Source organism: Roseibium salinum (assembly GCF_026240905.1).
GTDB lineage: Bacteria > Pseudomonadota > Alphaproteobacteria > Rhizobiales > Stappiaceae > Roseibium > Roseibium salinum.
The window spans coordinates 4,723,555-4,741,954 of record NZ_JAPEVI010000003.1 but is presented as its reverse complement, the minus strand read 5'-3'; the positions used below and the strand labels follow the sequence as shown (position 1 = coordinate 4,741,954).

Sequence of the window (18,400 nt, the reverse complement as noted above, 5' to 3'; positions counted from 1 at the left end):
TTCGGGAGATTTCGACATGAATGTCGACGGGAAGAAGTATCGCACGATCTGGCTTGCGGCCGACGGCGCGTCTGTCGAGATCATCGACCAGACCAAGTTTCCGTATGCGTTCGAGATCGCAAAGCTGCACACGATGGAAGATGCCGCGCATGCGATTCGCGTGATGCAGGTGCGCGGAGCCCCGCTGATCGGGGCAACCGCCGCCTATGGCGTCGCCTTGGCAATGCGCGCCGATCCTTCTGATGCCTCTCTCGATGCGGCCTGCTCGGCCCTGCTGCAGACCCGGCCAACCGCCGTGAACCTCTACTGGGCGCTGGACCGCGCCCGCAAGACACTCATCCAGGTCGCGCCGGAAGGCCGGGCGGACGCGGCCTTCGTGCTGGCCAACGATATCTGCGACGAAGACATCGCGATCAATATGGCCATCGGCATGCACGGCATGGACATCATCACCGCGATCGCGCGCACCAAGCGCGAGGGCGAGCCGGTGAACATTCTCACCCACTGCAATGCCGGCTGGCTGGCAACGGTCGACTGGGGCACGGCGACCGCGCCGGTCTACATGGCGCACGACAGCGGCATTCAGGTCCATGTCTGGGTGGACGAAACCCGGCCGCGCAACCAGGGGGCCTTCCTGACGGCCTGGGAACTGGGGCACCACGGCGTGCCGCACACCGTGATCGCCGACAATGCCGGCGGCCATCTGATGCAGCATGGCGAGGTGGACATGGTGATCACCGGTACGGACCGCACGACGGCAACCGGCGATGTCTGCAACAAGATCGGCACGTATCTGAAGGCCCTGGCCGCCAGGGACTGCGACCTGCCGTTCTACGTCGCCCTTCCCTCGCCGACCATCGATTTTTCCCTCTCCGACGGTATCCGGGAAATCCCGATCGAGGAGCGCAGCGGCACCGAAGTCAGCCGCATGACGGGCCGGACCGACAGCGGCGCAATCGAAACGATCAATATTGTCGCGGACGGCTCGCCGGTCGGAAACCCGGCCTTCGACGTGACCCCGGCCCGGCTGGTGACCGGCCTGATCACCGAACGCGGCGTCCTTGGCGCCAACCGGCAGTCCCTTGCCGAAGCCTTCCCGGAACGTGTGAGGGTCAGTGCCTAGGCCGGGTGCCACAGGTCGCTCAGCGCGTCTTGCCAGCAAGTGCCGATGCGCGCCGAAGCCGGGCGGGACCGCTACTCGATCACCGGCACGTGCGGCGCCTTGTCCCTGGGGTAGATTCCCAGGAGCCGTGGGTCGTCCGCGATTTCGACGGCCCGCTTGTAGGGCCTGAAGCCGCAGGACTGGTAGAAGCCGAGCGCCTGCGGACTGTCGCCGGTGCAGGTGTGCAGCCATAGCCGCTTCGTCTCAGGGCGGCCCCAGGCCATGGCGACAGCCTGGGCCATCAGCCAGCGCCCCACACCGCCGCCGATCGCCTCCGGGGTCAGCCCGAAATAGGAAACCACGGGTTCGGCCGGGTCCGCATAATCGAGTTCCAGCATGCCGACTGGCTTGCCGTTCCTGACGGCCCGGAAATTCTCCCGCGTCTGCTCGGCCAGCATTTTTTCAAGAGTTTCCTCGGCAAGCGCCAGGCGCCCGAACCAGATCCAGTCCGCACCGATCTCCCGGAACAGCGCGCGATACTCATCCACATCCGGCCGTTGCCAGCGCTCCAGCCTCAGGTCGTCCCTGGCAGGCGCGAGGGGCTTTTCAGGGGCCTCTCGCATTTCGAGGAACGTGACCACAAAGGCGATCTTTCCCGCCGGGACATCCGTATAGCCATTCAGATCGAGCACCCGCTCAGACATGTCACCTCCGATGGACAATCCTAAACTGGACGTGCCTTAGCAGTTGGAGGCACGGCCTCCAAGTGGCCAAATCGCGTATTGCGAGCTGTTTACCGGTTGTTAACGAGGATCTGGGAAAGTCGGAATGTATCCAGGAAAGATGCAACCATGGCCAAAGTCGGAAACTACGTTCAGCGCGAATATCACAGCCGCTTCGGTTCGCAGCGGAAAAAGACCTGGTCCGACTATAACAAGGGCTGGACCACGCGGCGCGCCAATGCTCTCAAGCAGACCCAGCAGCTCCGCAACATCGCGAACAACTTCAGCAACATCTCCATCCACTCGTCGCAGGCCAACACCGTCTTCGTGATGCAGAACCAGAGCCAGCTCGGGGCCTATGCAAGCCCGACGGCCGTCATGTCGCGTATCAACGTGGTCGTTTGAAATCCTGCCGGAAATCCGCACCAACCGCGATCAGATCGAGCCGATCGTCTTCAGCTTGATGCGCGGGTGAACCTCTCCCTGGCTCATGACCGTCGTATGGGCCCGGAAGCGTTCGACGATCGAGCGGACGAAAGGCCGCGTCTGCGGTGACGTCAGCAGCACCGGCACTTCGCCCTGCTGGGCGGCTTCCTCGAAGGCGTCCCTCACCCTGCCGACGAATTCCTGCAGCTTGCTCGGCTGCATGGCGAGCTGGCGGTCGTCCCCGTCGCCGATGATCGATTCCAGGAAGGCCTGTTCCCATTGCGGCGACATCGCGATCAGCGGCAGGTAACCGCCCGGCGCTAGATTGGCGGCGCAGATCTGCCGTCCGAGGCGCGTGCGGACATGTTCGGCGATCGTGTCGGTGTTGCGGGTCATGCCGGTTGCTTCCGAAACGCCTTCCAGGATGGTGCCGAGATCGCGGATGGAAATCCGCTCGGTAAGCAGCGCCTGCAGGACCCGCTGGACACCCGATACGGTGATCTGCGAGGGAATGAGATCCTCGACCAGCTTGGCCTGCTCGCCCTGCAGCTCCTTCAGAAGCTTCTGGACGTCGCCATAGGTGAGAAGTTCGCTGATATTGGCCTTGATCGTTTCCGTCAGATGCGTGGACAGGACGGTTGCCGGATCGACCACGGTATAACCGCGCAGGGACGCGTCCTCGCGGTACTGCGCCTCCACCCAGGTGGCCGGAAGGCCGAAGGTCGGTTCCGTCGTATGCGTGCCCGGCAGTTTCACCTGCCCGCCCGCCGGGTCCATGACCATGAAGTGGTTCGGATAGAGCACGCCCCGCCCGGCCTCCACTTCCTTGACCTTGATGACATAGTCGTTGGCGCCGAGCTGGATATTGTCGAGAATGCGCACGGGCGGCATGATGACGCCCATGTCGCCGGCAATCTGGCGGCGCAGTGCCTTGATCTGTTCGGTCAGAACGTCGGTTCCGCCCTGCGCCTTGCCGTTGATCAGCGGCAGCAGCGCGTAGCCGAGCTCGATCCGCAGCTCGTCCATCTTGAGCGCATCGGTGATCGGCGGCTCCGGCGTCGGCTTGGGAGCCTCATCGACCGCCTTCTTCTGGGCGACCTGGGCCGCTTCGCGCTTCTTCCTGGCCCCGATCTGGAAGGCAAGGTAGCCGGCCAGTCCTGCGAGAGACAGGAACGGCACCATCGGCATGCCCGGCAGCAGCGCGAGGATCACCATGACCGCCGCGGACATGCCGAGCGCCTTGGGATACCCGGTGAACTGGCTTGTCAGCGCCTTGTCGGCGGCGCCGTGAACGCCTGCCTTGGAAACGAGAAGGCCGGCGGAGGTCGAGACGATCAGCGCCGGGATCTGTGAAACCAGGCCGTCGCCGATCGTCAGCAGGGTGTAGTTGTTGGCCGCCTCGGAGAACGTGAGTTCCATCTGGGCGACACCGATGAAGATGCCGCCGAGGATGTTGATGAACGTGATCAGCAGGCCGGCGATTGCGTCGCCGCGCACGAATTTCGACGCACCGTCCATGGCCCCGAAAAACGAGCTCTCGTCTTCAAGCGCCTTGCGGCGGCTCTTTGCTTCGGCTTCGTCGATCAGGCCGGCGGAAAGGTCCGCATCGATGGCCATCTGCTTGCCGGGCATTGCGTCCAGCGTGAAGCGGGCGGCCACTTCCGCGATACGGCCGGAGCCTTTTGTGATGACGACGAAGTTCACGATCACCAGGATCGAGAAGACGATGATCCCGATGACGAAATTCCCGCCCATGACGAGATTGCCGAAGGACTGGATGACGTTTCCGGCCGCCGCCGTGCCCTCATGGCCATTTGCCAGGATCAGCCGCGTGGAAGCGATGTTGAGCCCGAGCCGCAGCATGGTCGCAATCAGGAGAACGGTCGGAAAGGACGAGAATTCCAGAGGCTTCTGGATGAACAGGCCGGTCATGAGGATCATGACCGAGAAGATGATGGAAACCGCCAGGAACATGTCCAGCATCATCGGCGGCATTGGCAGGATCAGCAGGGTCAGGATGACCAGGATACCGGTGGCAAGGCCGACATCGCCCTTGCGCAGGGTATCGATCAGCTCCCGTATGCCGGGCACGATGGCGGAGCCCGCGCCAGGCTGCGCCACAACCGGCTGCGGTTGCTTTTCCTGTCCGGATCCGCCCGACCCGCCCTGTTCGCCTGCTGCCGTGTCCGACATGCCGTTATCCGGTTCCCAATGCGCGCTTTTTCTAAGGATCTTCAGCGCCTTTAATTTAGATCAGTGTCCGTTTGCCCGCCGGCCGTCAGATCAACCTGCAATCAGATTCAAGACCCTGACTGCGGACAGTTGACCGGATTCAGAATGCCCTGGCTTCCCCCGGCCCCGGGACGCTGAGTCCTTCATCAGTATATTGATTCAGCTTGTTGCGCAGGGTGCGAATGGAGATACCCAGAATTTTCGCGGCATGGGTCCGGTTGCCCAGGCAGTGATCCAGCGTATCCAGGATGAGGTCGCGTTCCACGTCGGCGACGGTGCGCCCGACAAAGGCACGGGTGACGGCCTCGGCCGTCTGGGCCGCCCGTTCGGCCGCCCCCGGGAAACGGTCAGCGGGGTGCCGTCCGGCATCCGGATCGCCTCGACGCTGATGTCCTCGCCCGAAGCCAGCAGCACGGCCCGGTGCATGGTGTTTTCCAGTTCCCTGACGTTGCCGGGCCACGGGTTGCTCATCAGCGCCTGGCGCGCCTCGGCGGAGAGCGTGCGGACCGCAACGCCGTTTGCTTCCGAATAGTGTTTGATGAAGAACTGCGCGAGTTCCATGATATCGGCCGGGCGTTCCCGCAATGGCGGCAGCTTCAGGTTCACCACGTTCAGGCGGAACAGCAGGTCTTCCCGGAACAGTCCCTGGCGCACGCTGTCGGCAAGGTCCCGGTTGGACGTTGCCAGGATACGGATATTGACCGGCACGGGACGGGTGCCGCCGACACGGTCGATCACCCGTTCCTGGATGGCGCGCAGGAGCTTGGCCTGCAGGCGCACGTCCATCTCGGAAATCTCGTCCAGCAGCAGCGTTCCGCCGTCGGCTTCCTCGAACTTGCCGATCCTGCGGGCCACCGCACCGGTGAAGGCGCCCTTCTCGTGGCCGAACAGCTCCGATTCCAGGAGATGTTCGGGAATGGCGGCGCAGTTGATGGAAATGAAGGGTTTCGACGCCCGGTTGGAGCATCTGTGCACATGGCGCGCGATGACTTCCTTACCGGTTCCGGATTCACCTGTGATCAGAACGGATGCGTCCGAAGGCGCGATCTGTTCGGCCAGCTTGACCACCGTGGCCATGGCAGCGTCGCGATAGATCAGGTCGCCCCGTTCCCGCGCGACGGCGGCCAGAACGGCCGCGATCAGTTCCGGATCGGGCGGCAGCGGAATATATTCCTTCGCCCCGGCCCGTATGGCGGAGACCGCCGCCTGGGCGTCCGTCTCGACGCCGCAGGCAACGACCGGGACATGGACCCGCTCGGCCTGAAGCTTGGCGATCAGGCCGGCAATGTCGAGATGGACTTCCACCATCAGGAGATCCGCGCCGCGCCCGGATCTGAGGATTTTTAGGGCCCCCTCGACGTCGTCGGCATGCGTTACCTGCGCACCGCCCTGCATCGCGATTTTCGAAGCCGTTGTCAGCTGGCCGCCCAGGGTTCCGACAATTAACAGCCGCATCCGCTACTTCCCCTACCGGTCCGTTTTGATCATTTCCGTCATGGTCACGCCCAGCTTGTCCTCCACCAGGACAACTTCGCCGCGGGCGACCAGACGGTCGTTCACGTAAATATCGATGGCCTCACCGACCTTGCGGTCGAGTTCGAGAACCGTGCCGGACGCCAGTTTCAACAGGTCCGAAACATGCATTCTCGAGTGTCCGAGAACGGCCGAGATCCGGACCGGAACATCGAACACCGCTTCCAGGTCGGCAGCCGACTGAGGCGTGTGCAGATCGTCGCTGCTGCTGCGCTGCGGCGCTTCCAGCTCGTCGAGCGGGATGTTGGTATCTTGCTCGTCACTCATACGTCAGTATCCTTCTGCGCCGATGCGCCGGAGGTCTTTGCCTGCCTGGCTGGGCCACGGGTCCGCAAATACGCGCGGATGCTCGCATCGATCTCGCTTTCAAGCACCTTCCGGTCGCGCCTGATGCCGCCGTCGGCCCATTCTATGTGGCAATCGCCCCGGCTGATGTCGGGTTCTCCGAGGATCACGAGCCGGCCTTCGAAGCCTTTCTCATGAATGATCGGATCCACCTGGGCTTTCAGCGCCTCGACATCCTTCTCCGCGACTCGGATCACCAGATGGGGCGCCTTGCGCAGCGGTCCCAGACACTCTGACACCAAAGCCACGGTTTCCGCCAGCGGCTGGCGGGCAATCAGATGGGCACAGAGCCGTCTAGCCACAAGAAATGCAAGGCCGATGGCGTCCTTCTCACGCGCAGACTGCATTTCGTCCAGCGACTGCAGCACCTCGCCCACGGACTGCGCCAGGTTCTGCACCTCCGCCGTCAGCAGCGTTTCCTGCTTTGTCTGCAGGTCCTGCAGGGCCTTGACCCGGCCTTCCTCGAAGGCCTTGGCCCTGGCCTTCTCCAACAGCTTTTCATGTTCGGCGACCGGGATCATCGGGATCTCCGGCTCAGGCGGCGCAACCACTTCCGGCTCCTCCGGTTCGGAGAAGTCGACGTTGAACAGAAATTTCGACGGGTTGGTCATAGTTCCCATTCTGTTGTAAGCACCTGCCGAGTGGCTCATCAGTAGATAATCTCATCTTCGCCCTTGGACTTGGAGATCAGGATCTCACCTTTAGCAGCCAGGTCCTTGGCCTTGTTCACCATGCCCGTCTGGGCGTCGTCCACATCGCGCAGACGGACCGGTCCGAGCGCGTCCATGTCGTCCTTCAGCATGCGGGCCGCCCGCTGGGACATATTGCCGAAGAAGAATTCCCGCGCGGCCTCCGTCGAGCCCTTGAGGGCGATCGCCAGGCTGTCCTTCTCCACGTGCCGCAGCAGGGTCTGCGCGCTGGCGGCATCCAGCTTGAGCAGGTCGTCGAAGGTGAACATCAGCGTCTTGATGCGGTCGGCGGCTTCGCGGTTGTCCTCTTCCAGCGCAGCCAGGAAACGGGCCTCCGTCTGCCGGTCAAAATTGTTGAAGATCTCCGCCATCATCTCATGGCTGTCCCGGCGCGACGTGTTGGTCAGGTTGGACATGAACTCCACACGCAGGGTCTGCTCGACCTTTTCCAGAACTTCCTTCTGGACCGCATCCATGCGCAGCATGCGGCTGACGACTTCGAGCGCCAGTTCCTCCGGCAGGATGCCGAGCACGCGTGCCGCATGGTCCGACTTGATCTTCGACAGCACCACGGCGACGGTCTGCGGATACTCGTTCTTCAGGTAGTTGGCGAGCACGTTCTCCTGAACGTTGGAGAGCTTCTCCCACATGTTGCGGCCGGCCGGACCGCGGATTTCCTCCATAATGATCGACACTTTGTCGCCCGGCAGGAAGCTTGCGAGCAGACGCTCGGTGGCATCGACGTTGCCCGTCAGCGCGCCGTTGGAGCTGACCCGGCGGACGAAATCCTTGAACAGGTCCTCGAGCATCTTGGGCGTCACCGGCCCGAGATTGGCCATGGCCGCGGAGACCTGGCGCACCTCGATCTCGTCGAGCTTTTCCCAGATCGGCGAGCCGTGACTTTCGCCGAGGGCCAGCAGGAGAACCGCCGCCCGCTCGGCGCCCTTCAGCTCGCGCTCTTCCTCGTCGGCGCTGACCTGCAGCTGTTTCTGGAGTTGATCGCTTGCCATCAGGCTGCCTGCTCATCCAGCCAGCCGCGGACGATCGTTACCGCTTCTGTCGGATGATCCTTGATCATTTCGCCCACTTTTGAAATCGAACTCGCCTGCATCGCACCTTCCTGCTTTGCCTGCTCAAGCCATTCGATCACGAATTCGTCCTCAGGCTCCACCTCCTGCGGCACTTCCGTTTCGATCACCAGCGTGCCATCCGGGCCGATCATGAGTTCCTGAGGCTGTTTTTCCTCCGGTGTCACGATCCGGCGCAGCAGCGGCCGGACGACGAAGAGCAGCAGCAGGACGGCGATCAGGAAGAGAACGCCCAGTTCTGCAAAGCGGATGATGTCGTCCTTGGTGAAGTCTAACAGGCTGTCGCTTTCGACCAGGAGATCGTCCTGGGGCGGCAGCGCGAATTGAAGATTGACGACTTCGACCACATCGCCCCGGCCTTCGTTGAACCCGACCGCGGAGCGGACGAGAACGGCGATTCTGTCCAGGGTCTCCTGCTCGCGCGGGGTATAGACCACATTGCCGTCAGCGTCCGGCTGATAGGTGCCGTCGACAAGAACCGCGACGCTCAGGCGGTTGATCTGCCCGGCTTCGACGACTTCCGTCCGGGTGGAGCGCGAGATTTCGTAATTGACGACTTCCTCGACAAGGCTCGAGGTGTCCCGTTCCCCCTCGCCCTGCTGCGCGTCCCCCGCATTGGGCAACTGGTTGGCAACGGTCACCTGGCCGTTCCGGCTGACGGCGGACGACGCTTCTTCCTTGGTCTGGGTCGAGCGAACGACCTGTCCGTCCGGATCGAACGTCTCGGTCGTCTCGGTCAGGCGGTTGTGATCGATTTCCGCGTTGACGCGAACCCTGGCACGGCCGGGGCCAACGACCGAATTCAGGATTTCCTCGACCTGATTGCGCAGACGGCTTTCGACGGTCACCGTGCGTTCCTGCAGCGTGGCGGACATCATGCCCTCTTCATCGCTGCCGACACCGGACGCAAGCAGGCGGCCGGTCTCGTCGACGATCGATACCCGGTCGGGATCGAGACCATCGACCGCGGTTGCCACCAGATGCTGCACGGCCCGCACTTCGCCCGGCCCGAGAGCGCCCCTGACGTCGAGAACGATGGATGCGGAGGGCGGACGGCGGTCACGCTGGAACAGCCGCCGCTCGGGAATGACCAGATGAACCCGCGCCGCGCGAGATCCGGTCCAGCGAGCCGATGGTGCGCGCCAGTTCGCCTTCCATTGCCCGCAGGTGGTTGACGTTCTGGACAAAGCTGGTCGCACCCAGCGTGTCCGTCCGGTCAAAGATCTCGTAGCCGATCGACCCGCCGGTCGGCAGGCCTTCCGCGGCAAGCTGCATGCGCAGACGGGCAACCTGCTCGCTCGGCACCAGGATGCTCGAGCCGTCGCGCTTCAGCGTGAACTGAACGCCCTGGCTCTCCAGTTGGGAAACGATGGCCGCCGAATCCTCGAGCGCCAGCTCGCTATAGAGCGTCGTCATCTGCGGTGCCGTGACGCGCATGATGATGAACGCAAAGACCCCGATCAGGATCGCGGCCACTGCCCCCATCGCAGCAATGCGTGGCGCTCCCAGCGTTCTAATAAATTCAACCAGCCCGTTCACGAATGCCCGCCCACGTCTGAAACATACCAAGCCGTTATTATTTATGTCGGCTCGGCACGCCACACCTTCGATGGGCAAAATTTGCCGCCCAGATGGTTAACAGGAGGTTAACGAAACTCCTGCCCACAGGGCGAAGCGGCTGATATCTGCGGGTTTTTTAATTGCAATACGCAATAGAAGTGGGGAAAAACTGCCTACTTCATTAATTTTTGGATAAGTTTTATGACACGAACAAGACGTAAAAAAGGCCGGCACCGCCGACCCTTTCAGGCGCAACTGATTTGCGCCGTTTAGCATCCTTGCCGCGGATCAGCCTCGATATTGCTGAATCCGCGTCGCCCTTAACCCGGCGAGGCCATGCCTTTCGATCGAACTTTGCCAGGAGAGGAACTCCTCCACCGTCAAAGTGTATCGCTGGCAAGCTTCCTCAAGGGACAGCAGCCCTCCTCGGACCGCAGCCACCACTTCCGCCTTGCGGCGGATCACCCACCGCTTCGTCGAAGTCGGCGGCAGGTCTGCAATGGTGAGCGGACTTCCGTCCGGCCCGATGACATATTTTACACGCGAACGAATCTGTTCGGTCATTGTACTCTCACACTAACCATGACCAAGGTTCGACAGAGATTACAGAACGACGCTTAACAAACGCCTAAAGCAAAATTGCGGTTTTATTAACTATAAAATCTAAATTTAGTGAATGATAATTAGGAATTTACGATGAATAACATCTAAAAGTTTAACCGCGTTACATGAATTCGTTAACCATGAATACCCTGCATGCAATTTGCAATGCATAACGGGCTGCGAATGCCGGAACGAATCGAGACCGACATCTGCGTGTGATTTAAATTATTGAGTCGGAAAGACAAATCGGCGCCATCGCAATAGCTCCCGCGCCCGCGGCGAAGCGGTGCCGTAGCCATGTCTCAGGCGCATCGGTGTGTGGCGTGTCGAATGGCAGGTGATGAAGGCCAGGCTGCGCCAGCAGGCGCTCTACAGCGTGGAAACCGGCCGCGGTAACCGGCAAAGCCGCATGCCGGCACGAGGCGTTGTCGCCCCGCGCGGTACCCGCCCCCTATACGGGCTAAGGCGCCCCTCCGGGAGGCCGCCTTCAGGCAGGGCATGAGGCATGAAGACGAAGCGTCAGCTCGGCCGCGACACGGAAATCACGGAACTGACCGGGATGCTCTTGCCATCCACGGACAGGACGGCCTCGCCGGTCGACATGTCGACGGCGTCGACGATACCGGAGATCTCGGTCATGACTTTCTCCCGGCGCCCGCCAGCATCCTTCACATCAAAGGAGATGGTATAAATGCCTTCGACGGCATCGGCGCCGACATCCGTCTGCCCGGCCCAGACGAAGGACTGCGAACCTGCCGTCAGGTCGACGTCACCGCTATAGACGACCGCCCCGCTGGAATTGCGGATTTCGAACGTGCCCGACGCATCTTCCTTCAATTCGTAGTCCCAGCTCGCCTGACCGCCGGACAGCACCGTGGAGGACGCATCTGCGGAGACCTTGTTGCCGATGTAACTGACGTAACTCAGGCTCTGATTGCTTTTGAGCGTCGCGATGATGTTTTCCAGGTTCTTGTTCTGCTGAATGGCCTGCTCCACGCTCGAATACTGAACCAGCTGAGTGGTGAATTCGGCGGAGTCCATCGGGTCGAGAGGATCCTGGTTCTGGATCTGCGTCGTCAGGATGCTCAGGAACAGATCGTAGTTCGCCATCAGCCCCGACTGGCTGGCGGCGCTCTCCGATTGAGCGGTGGTCGACGTAGCTGGTGAAACAGTTGTCATTTCTCACTCCTGAGACGGTTGCCGTCCCGTTCTAAACCTTCATGTCCAGGCCGCCGCGCTGCTGCGCGAGCGTCATCCTGACAATCTCTTCCAGCACGGGGTCGGCTTCCGCGCCTGCCTCCGCTCCGTCGGGTCCTCCCGCAAGGCCCTGCTCCGGCTGATCGCCGCCGGACCCGAACTGACGCCCGCTATCCTGCCTCAAGGAGAACTGCAGATTGTCCGGATCCGCATTTAGGCCCGCGGCCTCGAGCGCCCTTTCCAGGCCGCGCTGATCCCTCATGAACATGTCCAGCGTTTCCGGCCGTTCCACGATCAGGTGCGCATGGACACTGCCGTCGGAACTGACCTTCATGTTGACCTCGACGCGCCCGAGCTCGGGCGGATCGAAGCGCATCTGGAAACGGGTATGACCGTTCTTCAGGTTACGGGCGATCTCCGCGGCGACCTGGCTTGCAAGATGCGCCGACTGGGTCTGGTTCGGCGTTTGCAGGCTGTCCGTGCGCATGCTTGCGCCGATTTCGCCGCCGCGCACGGTGGTCGTGCCGATCTCACCGGACAGCGTCAGATCCGAGATGGAAGACGGCAGGTCCGCATCCTCATCGATCACCTGAGAGGCGGCGATTGCGGAAGCTGCCAGCGGCACTGCGCCGGCAGGCTTGTCCGCAAGAGCGGCGTCCGGCCGTGCCGCCATCCCTGCCGGAACCGGACGGTTGGCGTCAATGCCGGGCGTCTTGGTGCCCGGCCGGTCCCGCGGTGCGTCGTCCGCAGCTTCGATGGCATCGCCGTCTGCCGCGAGATCCGCCCGCAAGGCGTCATCCTGAACCGGCATACTCGCGCCATCGCCAAAACCGACCGGAGCGGCGGACGCTCCGACCGGCTTCACAAGACCGTTGCCGGCCTGTTTTGCCGCAAGGCCCGCAGCAACATCGCCGCCAGCCTGATCAGGCTGAGCTGCCGCCTGCCGCTGGCCGCGGGCAGGATCGGCCGGACCGCCCTTTTCCCTGGTCAGGGCCGCAATCGCCGCATCGGAAGCCTGCGACGCCGCAAGCAGGGCGCGCTCGATTCCCGTGACGGGCTTCTGCGTTTCCGGCGGACTGCCTTGCGCCTGGCCTTCGGCCGTCTTCATTGCGCCGACTTCGCCATCTCCGGCACCAGAGCCACTGGCGGCCGCAGAAAGCGTCAATTCAGGTGCCCGCAACTCCTTGGGTAACTCGCTCTTCCAGCGGCGTTCATTGTTCATCACCGGCTGAGGAGCTGCCTCCGCCGCAGCTCGCTGCGTGGAAGCTGAGGCGAGCAGCTCTTCGCCGCTCACCTGTGGAGCCGGGGTCAAAAGCGGATCGGGGGGCGCATCGACGGGAGGAACGGCAGGCGCCGGCGGCATAGCGGCATCGGATGCCTGTCCGGCAACCAGCTGCGGATCCAGCGGCGCCACCACCTGCTCCGGTCCTTCTTCACTGCCGCCCGAGGAGACGGCACCGTCAGCCGGGGCCGCAGGATCGACGCTCCCGGGCGCTTCGCCCATTACCGGACCGGGAACGGGAAGCTGGACGACGCCGTCATCGACCGGCAGGTCCACCGGAAGTTCCGTTTCGCCTTCCTGCCCAGCCAATTCGCCCGCCGCCCCGTCGGCAGGAATGTCCCCGCCTTCGCCGAGGTCGGGAACCGGCAGCTCTTCACCGGCTTCCGCATCTGGCGGCGCAGAGCCGGAGAGACCCAGGCTGGCGAGAAGATCGGCAAGCGAGCCGTCCTGCACGCTTGCGGTCGCAAACTTGGTGCCCGGCACCGGCCCGCCGGCCTGGAACACCTGGCCGGGGCTGATATCGGTGATCATTGGCAGAAGAGCCGCGAGCGGCATCTCGTCCTTCTTGAGCAGGGCTTCCAGAGACTTGCCGCTGCGGGCCGCCGGAGCGTCCGCGGGAGGTGTCTCGGGGGCCGGGACGTCGGCAAGAGCATCCAGCTCCTGCGCAAAGTCGGTCGAGGTGCTCGCCCCCTGCCCGGCGACAGCCGCTCCCTGGCCTGCACCTTGCAAAGCTCCGCTTCCGGCGGCAAGAGCCCCCGCGGAAACGTCGGTCATCAATCCTAATGGCAGCACGTGCGCCCCCGATTTTCCCTGCCCGCAAGCGCGGACACATTTCGTCACCACAAGGGAAAGCAAGCATCGGGCCAGTTTCGAAACCGGCGGCAAACGGCTGGTTTGCCTGCATATCTGAGCCGAGCTGCTGGTGACCGCGTCCTGGAAACGCGGCAAGCTTTGCCGGGGCGGCAATGCGTGCCTGCCATGCGCAAGCGGCAATTGGCATCGCCGGTGCATATCTGTATAGTGCCGCCAACTTTGAAAAAGGCATGGATCGGCACGCGCCCTTGGAGGCGCGGTTGCGAGACCGCATATGAGGTCCGCTCCGCCGATCGGACAAGACTTCTGGAAGTGTAATTGATGCGAAACAGTCTGGATCTTCCTGGCCGCCCAGAAGACACGCGCGTTGTCGTGGCCATGTCCGGCGGCGTCGACAGCTCCGTGGTCGCCGCGCTGATGAAGGCGGAAGGATACGACGTCATCGGCGTCACGCTGCAGCTGTATGATCACGGCGCGGCCGTTGCCAAGGCAAAGTCCTGCTGCGCGGGCGTCGACATTCACGATGCCCGGCGGGCGGCGGAGAAAATCGGCATTCCGCATTACGTGCTGGATTATGAAAGCCGCTTCAAGGAACAGGTCATGGACCGTTTCGCCGACAGCTACATTGCCGGCGAAACGCCGATCCCGTGCGTTTCCTGCAATCAGACGGTCAAGTTTACCGATCTCCTGAAGACGGCCAGGGACCTGGGCGCGGACGCCCTGGCAACGGGCCACTACGTGCGCTCGGCCACCGCGGGCAACAAGCGCGCGCTCTACCGGCCGGCCGATCTCGACCGGGACCAGAGCTATTTCCTGTTCGCCACCACGCAGGAACAGCTGGACTTCGTCCGCTTTCCGCTCGGCGGCATGCCGAAGGCGAAGGTGCGCGAACTTGCCGCCGAATTCGGCCTCTCCGTTGCCAACAAGCCGGACAGCCAGGACATCTGCTTCGTGCCGGGCGGCGACTATGCGGCCGTCATCCGCAAGCTGCGTCCCAATGCAGCCGAGCCCGGCGAGATCGTGCACATGGACGGGCGCGTGCTGGGCCGGCATGACGGCATCATCCACTTCACCATCGGCCAGCGCCGCGGCATCGGCGTTGCCACCGGCGAGCCGCTTTACGTGGTCCGTCTCGACCCGGACACCCGCCGGGTCGTGGTCGGCCCGCGCGAAGCCCTGGCGACCCGCACCATTCTCCTCAGGGAAATGAACTGGATCGGCGACCAGCCGCTCGACGAAGGCGACGAGATCGAGGTCTTTGCGAAGGTCCGCTCCACGCGGCCGCCGGCGCCGGCAACGCTGAAGATCCTGGGCGGCAAGGCCTTCGTCGATCTGGCCAACGGCGAAACGGGCGTCGCCCCGGGACAGGCCTGCGTCTTCTTCGACAGCGACGACGAAACCGCCCGCGTTCTGGGCGGCGGCTGGATCCACAAAACCGAGCGTTCCGGCGCCTGGGCGATCGATTTTCCACAGGCCGAAAGCCCCGTTTCCGCGGCCTGAACGGTCGGCAAAAAGAATGCGCGGCAGGCGCTATTCAGCGCTTGACGCCCGCCCCGCGCCTCACTATAAGCACCCCACGTCGCGCGGGCCTTCCCGGGCCCCGTCCGCACGGATGGCGGAGTAGCTCAGCAGGTTAGAGCAGCGGAATCATAATCCGCGTGTCGGGGGTTCGAGTCCCTCCTCCGCTACCACCGATCCCCACACCCCTTTTACGCCGTTGGGATAGTGCCGGTCGCCCAGGAGGGCGGACAGGCGCCCCTTCACTTCGATCTCGACTGCGCCTGGCGCCGACGGGTCACGATGGACAGTCACGGCTTCCACCAGTTCGCGCATGGCCTCCGCGCATTCGCTGTCTCCCGAGCGGATCCCCTTCGCCAAACTTTCGTTAAGAAATTCGAGCTGCTGCTCATATCGTTTCAGGATCCCGGGGTGCAGCGATACGGCCTCGTACACCGGTGGGGCTTCCGCGAGCTGTGCGAGAATGTCTTCGCGCTCATAATGAAGTTCGGTGGAGCGCGGGCCAATCACACACGGATCTCCGATGCCCTTCGCCAATTGATCGACCAGTCGATCGATCTCACGTTTGAGCTGACCGGCGCGGCGCTCCAACCGAGCTCGTTTTGCGTCCGCATCGGCCGCGAGACGTTTGCGCTCCTCATGATAGGCCTTCACATATTCAGCCAGCACCCTCGGATCTTTCATTTCTTTCCGTAGTCCAGACAGAACAGCCGACTCGACCGTGTCCAAATAAAAGGTCTTCGGGTCAGGGCACGTGCCACTTTCTCTTGCTGACGAACACCTGATACGGATCCGACCGGATTTGTCCTTACCGCTCGTGGACATACCCGAACCACAGGCGCCACACCTGAGTAGACCTGAAAGCATGTGCCGAGGTCTACGCTGGTGATGTGGCGCAACGAGGCGTCTTTCGCGCTTTCGCGCCTGAGCTTTGTCGAAGAGCTCCCGCTGGACGATTGCGAGTTCGGGCACCTCGACCGACTGCCATTCGTCTTTTGGGTTTGGACGTGAGAGCCGGCGACCGGTATCCGGATCTTTCACCATGTGCACTTTGTTCCAGACGAGGCGACCACCGTAGAGCTCGTTCTGTAACAGTCCGGTCCCACGCTGCACATTGCCGTTGATGGTCGATGCGTTCCACTTAGTGCCGCGCGGCGCCGGAATGCCGTCGCGGTTCAAGTCATGGGCAATATCTCGCGGTGTCCGGCCAGCAACATATTCCTCAAATATGCGGCGGATCACCTCGGCCTCCTCCTCTACGATCTGCCGCTTGCCAGGATCTCCTGGAACGGGGGTATAGCCATAGGTAAGACCTCCAGCATTGAGCCCACAACCTACGCGTCCTGCCTGGCCACGACGGATCTTGTGCGCCCGCTGTCTTGCGCGCTGCGTGTCACTCCGACACTTAGGCCGGCGGTCATAGTTTGGATATCGGATCTCTCGTGCATGTCTGTCTCCATTGCCAGTGGCGGGAAGACTAGCGCTTGGCTCGCAAGCGCGGCAGCAGCGTCTCTGGTAAAGTGCTCCGCAAAAGCGCATAACCTCAGGATGTTCAACTGGGACGATCTGCGCCACCTCATCGCCGTCTCCCGCCAGGGGAGTACCCTTGCGGCGGCCCGGACGCTTGGCGTGAACCAGTCAACGGTTCATCGCCGATTGACGGAACTGGAAAAGTGCATCGGCCTGACGCTACTGAAACGACATCCAAGCGGCTATCGCCTGTCGGAACTGGGCGAGGCGTTGATCGACGATGTCCTCGCCGTCGAGACAGCGGTTATGAGCCTCGAACAAAGAATACGGACACTGAAGCTCGATCTTAAAGGCGTCATTCGCCTGACTTGCCCTGAACCGACCGTGCCGCGCCTCGTCGCGACCGGCCTGTTTGACCGGTTCCACGCGCGATATCCCGAACTGCAGGTCGAGTTCGTGACCAGCGACCAATATCTCGACCTGAGCAAGGGCGAAGCAGATGTCGCCTTCCGCTCCGGTGAGCCTGTGGACGAAAGCCTCGTGGGTCGCAAGATCTGCGACTCGATCTGGGCAATCTACGCCAGCAAGAGCTACATCCAGAAAAATGGCCGCCCCGGCAGCGTTGCAGATCTGGCCGATCATGCATTGATCGGCTTCAACGGCATCATGCAAAACCACCGCGTGGCGAAATGGCTGCCGATAGCAGTTCCCGACGCAAGGATCGTCAGCCGAAGCAACAGCATGCTCGGAACGGTGTCGGCCGTGAAGGCGGGGCTCGGAATCGCGCCACTGCCGATCACCCTGGGCGACGCCGAGGACGTGCTCATCCAGGTTCTTCCCCCGGTCGCCGAACTCACCCGTAGCTGGTACCTGCTGACCCCTGCTGATCTGAGGAAGACGCCACGCGTTGCTGCCTTTGTCGATCAAGTGCTCGATGACATTCCGGCATTGCGGCAGGCATTGATCGGATAATCGAAGCGGGAGGGCAGGATCGTGAATCCAGCGCCTCAGCTAATGTCTGAAAAGTCCCGCAATGCGGTCATAGACCGAGTTCCATTAGCCATATCGCTCATGCATGTCGCGCCAGGGACAACCCACTCGAAGCACATGAAACATACCGTTGAGGTAGCGCCGATTGTCTTGAGCGGGCCGCGCCCAACGCCCTCGTTCAGGCCGCAGAAACGCTTGAATAACAGCCCATTCTTCGTCGGTCAGGTCTCCACGCGCCAAGAACGCCTCCCGCAAAAAGCATTCTTGAATCAGACGATGGCTGATTTGTCACTGTTGAACTACGATCAACTTAGAAGTCGTGCGAGGCAACTGATCATGAAGTTCGATAGAGAGCTGATTTCCAATGGAAATCCAATGGAAGCGGTCGTCGGTTTTAGCCGAGCGGTCAGGGTTGGTCCGTTCATCTCAATCGGCGGAACGGCACCAGTTGGGCCGGACGGCAAGACCGTTGGCGTGGGCGATGTTGCGGCCCAAACCCGACAGTGCATTGAAATCATCAAGGCTGCGCTCGAACAAGCCGGTTCTGGCCTTCATGATGTGGTGCGAACGCGTGTGATACTCACGGACATAGACAATTGGAAAGCCGCCATCGACGTGCGGAAGGAATACTTCAGAGACGTTCGGCCTGTGGACACAATCATGGCGATAGACCGATTTGTGAACTCTGAATGGCTCGTCGAATTCGAGGCCGACGCTGTAATCTCAAATTGGGGTGATTAACGGCAGCTTGATCTGCGCGCGACTTTTGTCAACAGGACCTAGCACGCCGAAAAAGAAGACCGTTCGGGTTTCTACTGTAGCTACCGACA

General features: G+C 62.3%; 14 protein-coding genes, 1 tRNA gene and 4 pseudogenes. 7 read left to right on the top strand and 12 right to left on the bottom strand.

The genetic code is table 11. The features are described 5' to 3' along the window. Nucleotides 1-16: 16 nt before the first annotated feature. Nucleotides 17-1,123, top strand: a complete 1,107-nt coding sequence (gene mtnA / locus ON753_RS26315; protein ID WP_265967286.1) for an S-methyl-5-thioribose-1-phosphate isomerase — start codon at nucleotides 17-19, stop codon at nucleotides 1,121-1,123. Nucleotides 1,124-1,194: 71 nt separating this feature from the next. Here mtnA and ON753_RS26310 read toward each other — a convergent pair whose 3' ends face one another. After that, complete coding sequence (locus ON753_RS26310) at nucleotides 1,195-1,806, bottom strand: GNAT family N-acetyltransferase (RefSeq protein WP_265966968.1); 612 nt, start codon at nucleotides 1,804-1,806, stop codon at nucleotides 1,195-1,197. 147 nt (nucleotides 1,807-1,953) lie between these two features. Here ON753_RS26310 and ON753_RS26305 point away from each other — a divergent pair, with 147 nt between their 5' ends. Continuing rightward, nucleotides 1,954-2,229: a flagellar biosynthesis protein gene (locus tag ON753_RS26305; RefSeq protein WP_265966967.1), complete on the top strand. Its 276-nt coding sequence runs from the start codon at nucleotides 1,954-1,956 to the stop codon at nucleotides 2,227-2,229. A gap of 30 nt (nucleotides 2,230-2,259) precedes the next feature. On the opposite strand, the gene flhA is transcribed toward ON753_RS26305, so the two are convergent. The 9 genes and pseudogenes from flhA to ON753_RS26260 all read right to left on the bottom strand — a co-directional run bounded on the left by flhA (nucleotide 2,260) and on the right by ON753_RS26260 (nucleotide 13,553). After that, nucleotides 2,260-4,443, bottom strand: coding sequence for a flagellar biosynthesis protein FlhA (flhA, locus tag ON753_RS26300; RefSeq protein ID WP_265966966.1), 2,184 nt, complete (start codon nucleotides 4,441-4,443; stop codon nucleotides 2,260-2,262). A 139-nt stretch (nucleotides 4,444-4,582) separates the two neighbouring features. Further along, nucleotides 4,583-5,937, bottom strand: a pseudogene (flbD, locus tag ON753_RS26295) (sigma-54-dependent transcriptional regulator FlbD). 12 nt (nucleotides 5,938-5,949) lie between these two features. Beyond that, nucleotides 5,950-6,282: a flagellar motor switch protein FliN gene (gene fliN, locus ON753_RS26290; RefSeq protein ID WP_265966965.1), complete on the bottom strand. Its 333-nt coding sequence runs from the start codon at nucleotides 6,280-6,282 to the stop codon at nucleotides 5,950-5,952. Beyond that, nucleotides 6,279-6,980, bottom strand: coding sequence for a FliH/SctL family protein (locus tag ON753_RS26285; RefSeq protein ID WP_265966964.1), 702 nt, complete (start codon nucleotides 6,978-6,980; stop codon nucleotides 6,279-6,281). Before ON753_RS26285 ends, fliN begins: the two co-directional genes overlap by 4 nt. A gap of 29 nt (nucleotides 6,981-7,009) precedes the next feature. After that, complete coding sequence (gene fliG / locus ON753_RS26280; protein ID WP_265966963.1) at nucleotides 7,010-8,059, bottom strand: flagellar motor switch protein FliG; 1,050 nt, start codon at nucleotides 8,057-8,059, stop codon at nucleotides 7,010-7,012. Next, nucleotides 8,059-9,676: pseudogene (gene fliF, locus ON753_RS26275) on the bottom strand (flagellar basal-body MS-ring/collar protein FliF). The gene fliG and the pseudogene fliF overlap by 1 nt, the downstream one beginning before the upstream one ends. A gap of 309 nt (nucleotides 9,677-9,985) precedes the next feature. After that, nucleotides 9,986-10,261 carry a CtrA inhibitor SciP gene (gene sciP, locus ON753_RS26270; RefSeq protein ID WP_265966962.1) on the bottom strand — a complete coding sequence of 92 codons (276 nt, stop codon included), beginning with the start codon at nucleotides 10,259-10,261 and terminating at the stop codon, nucleotides 9,986-9,988. A 558-nt stretch (nucleotides 10,262-10,819) separates the two neighbouring features. Further along, entirely contained in the window at nucleotides 10,820-11,479 is a 660-nt protein-coding gene (locus ON753_RS26265) for a flagellar hook assembly protein FlgD (RefSeq protein ID WP_265966961.1), read from the bottom strand. A gap of 31 nt (nucleotides 11,480-11,510) precedes the next feature. Next, nucleotides 11,511-13,553 carry a flagellar hook-length control protein FliK gene (locus ON753_RS26260; protein ID WP_265966960.1) on the bottom strand — a complete coding sequence of 681 codons (2,043 nt, stop codon included), beginning with the start codon at nucleotides 13,551-13,553 and terminating at the stop codon, nucleotides 11,511-11,513. Nucleotides 13,554-13,910: 357 nt separating this feature from the next. On the opposite strand from ON753_RS26260, the gene mnmA reads away from it, so the two are divergent. The 3 genes from mnmA to ON753_RS26245 all read left to right on the top strand — a co-directional run bounded on the left by mnmA (nucleotide 13,911) and on the right by ON753_RS26245 (nucleotide 15,806). Next, complete coding sequence (gene mnmA / locus ON753_RS26255; protein WP_265966959.1) at nucleotides 13,911-15,092, top strand: tRNA 2-thiouridine(34) synthase MnmA; 1,182 nt, start codon at nucleotides 13,911-13,913, stop codon at nucleotides 15,090-15,092. A gap of 114 nt (nucleotides 15,093-15,206) precedes the next feature. Further along, nucleotides 15,207-15,283 (top strand) — tRNA-Met (locus ON753_RS26250). Between the two features lie 34 nt (nucleotides 15,284-15,317). Further along, the gene (locus ON753_RS26245) at nucleotides 15,318-15,806 is read left to right on the top strand and encodes a hypothetical protein (RefSeq protein ID WP_265966958.1); all 489 of its coding nucleotides are present in this window, start codon (nucleotides 15,318-15,320) and stop codon (nucleotides 15,804-15,806) included. Nucleotides 15,807-15,860: 54 nt separating this feature from the next. Here the strand turns inward: ON753_RS26245 and ON753_RS26240 are convergent. Continuing rightward, nucleotides 15,861-16,649, bottom strand: a pseudogene (locus ON753_RS26240) (recombinase family protein); the annotation flags it as partial. A 9-nt stretch (nucleotides 16,650-16,658) separates the two neighbouring features. Here ON753_RS26240 and ON753_RS26235 point away from each other — a divergent pair. Continuing rightward, a complete protein-coding gene (locus tag ON753_RS26235; protein ID WP_265966957.1) occupies nucleotides 16,659-17,552 on the top strand; it encodes a LysR family transcriptional regulator in 894 nt (297 codons plus the stop codon). Between the two features lie 87 nt (nucleotides 17,553-17,639). Here ON753_RS26235 and ON753_RS26230 read toward each other — a convergent pair. Beyond that, nucleotides 17,640-17,810 (bottom strand): annotated as a pseudogene (locus ON753_RS26230) (transposase); the annotation flags it as partial. Nucleotides 17,811-17,846: 36 nt separating this feature from the next. Between ON753_RS26230 and ON753_RS26225 the strand changes: the two are divergent. Then, nucleotides 17,847-18,311 (top strand): RidA family protein, encoded by a 465-nt coding sequence (locus tag ON753_RS26225; RefSeq protein WP_323054791.1) that lies wholly within the window; start codon nucleotides 17,847-17,849, stop codon nucleotides 18,309-18,311. Nucleotides 18,312-18,400 lie beyond the last annotated feature (89 nt).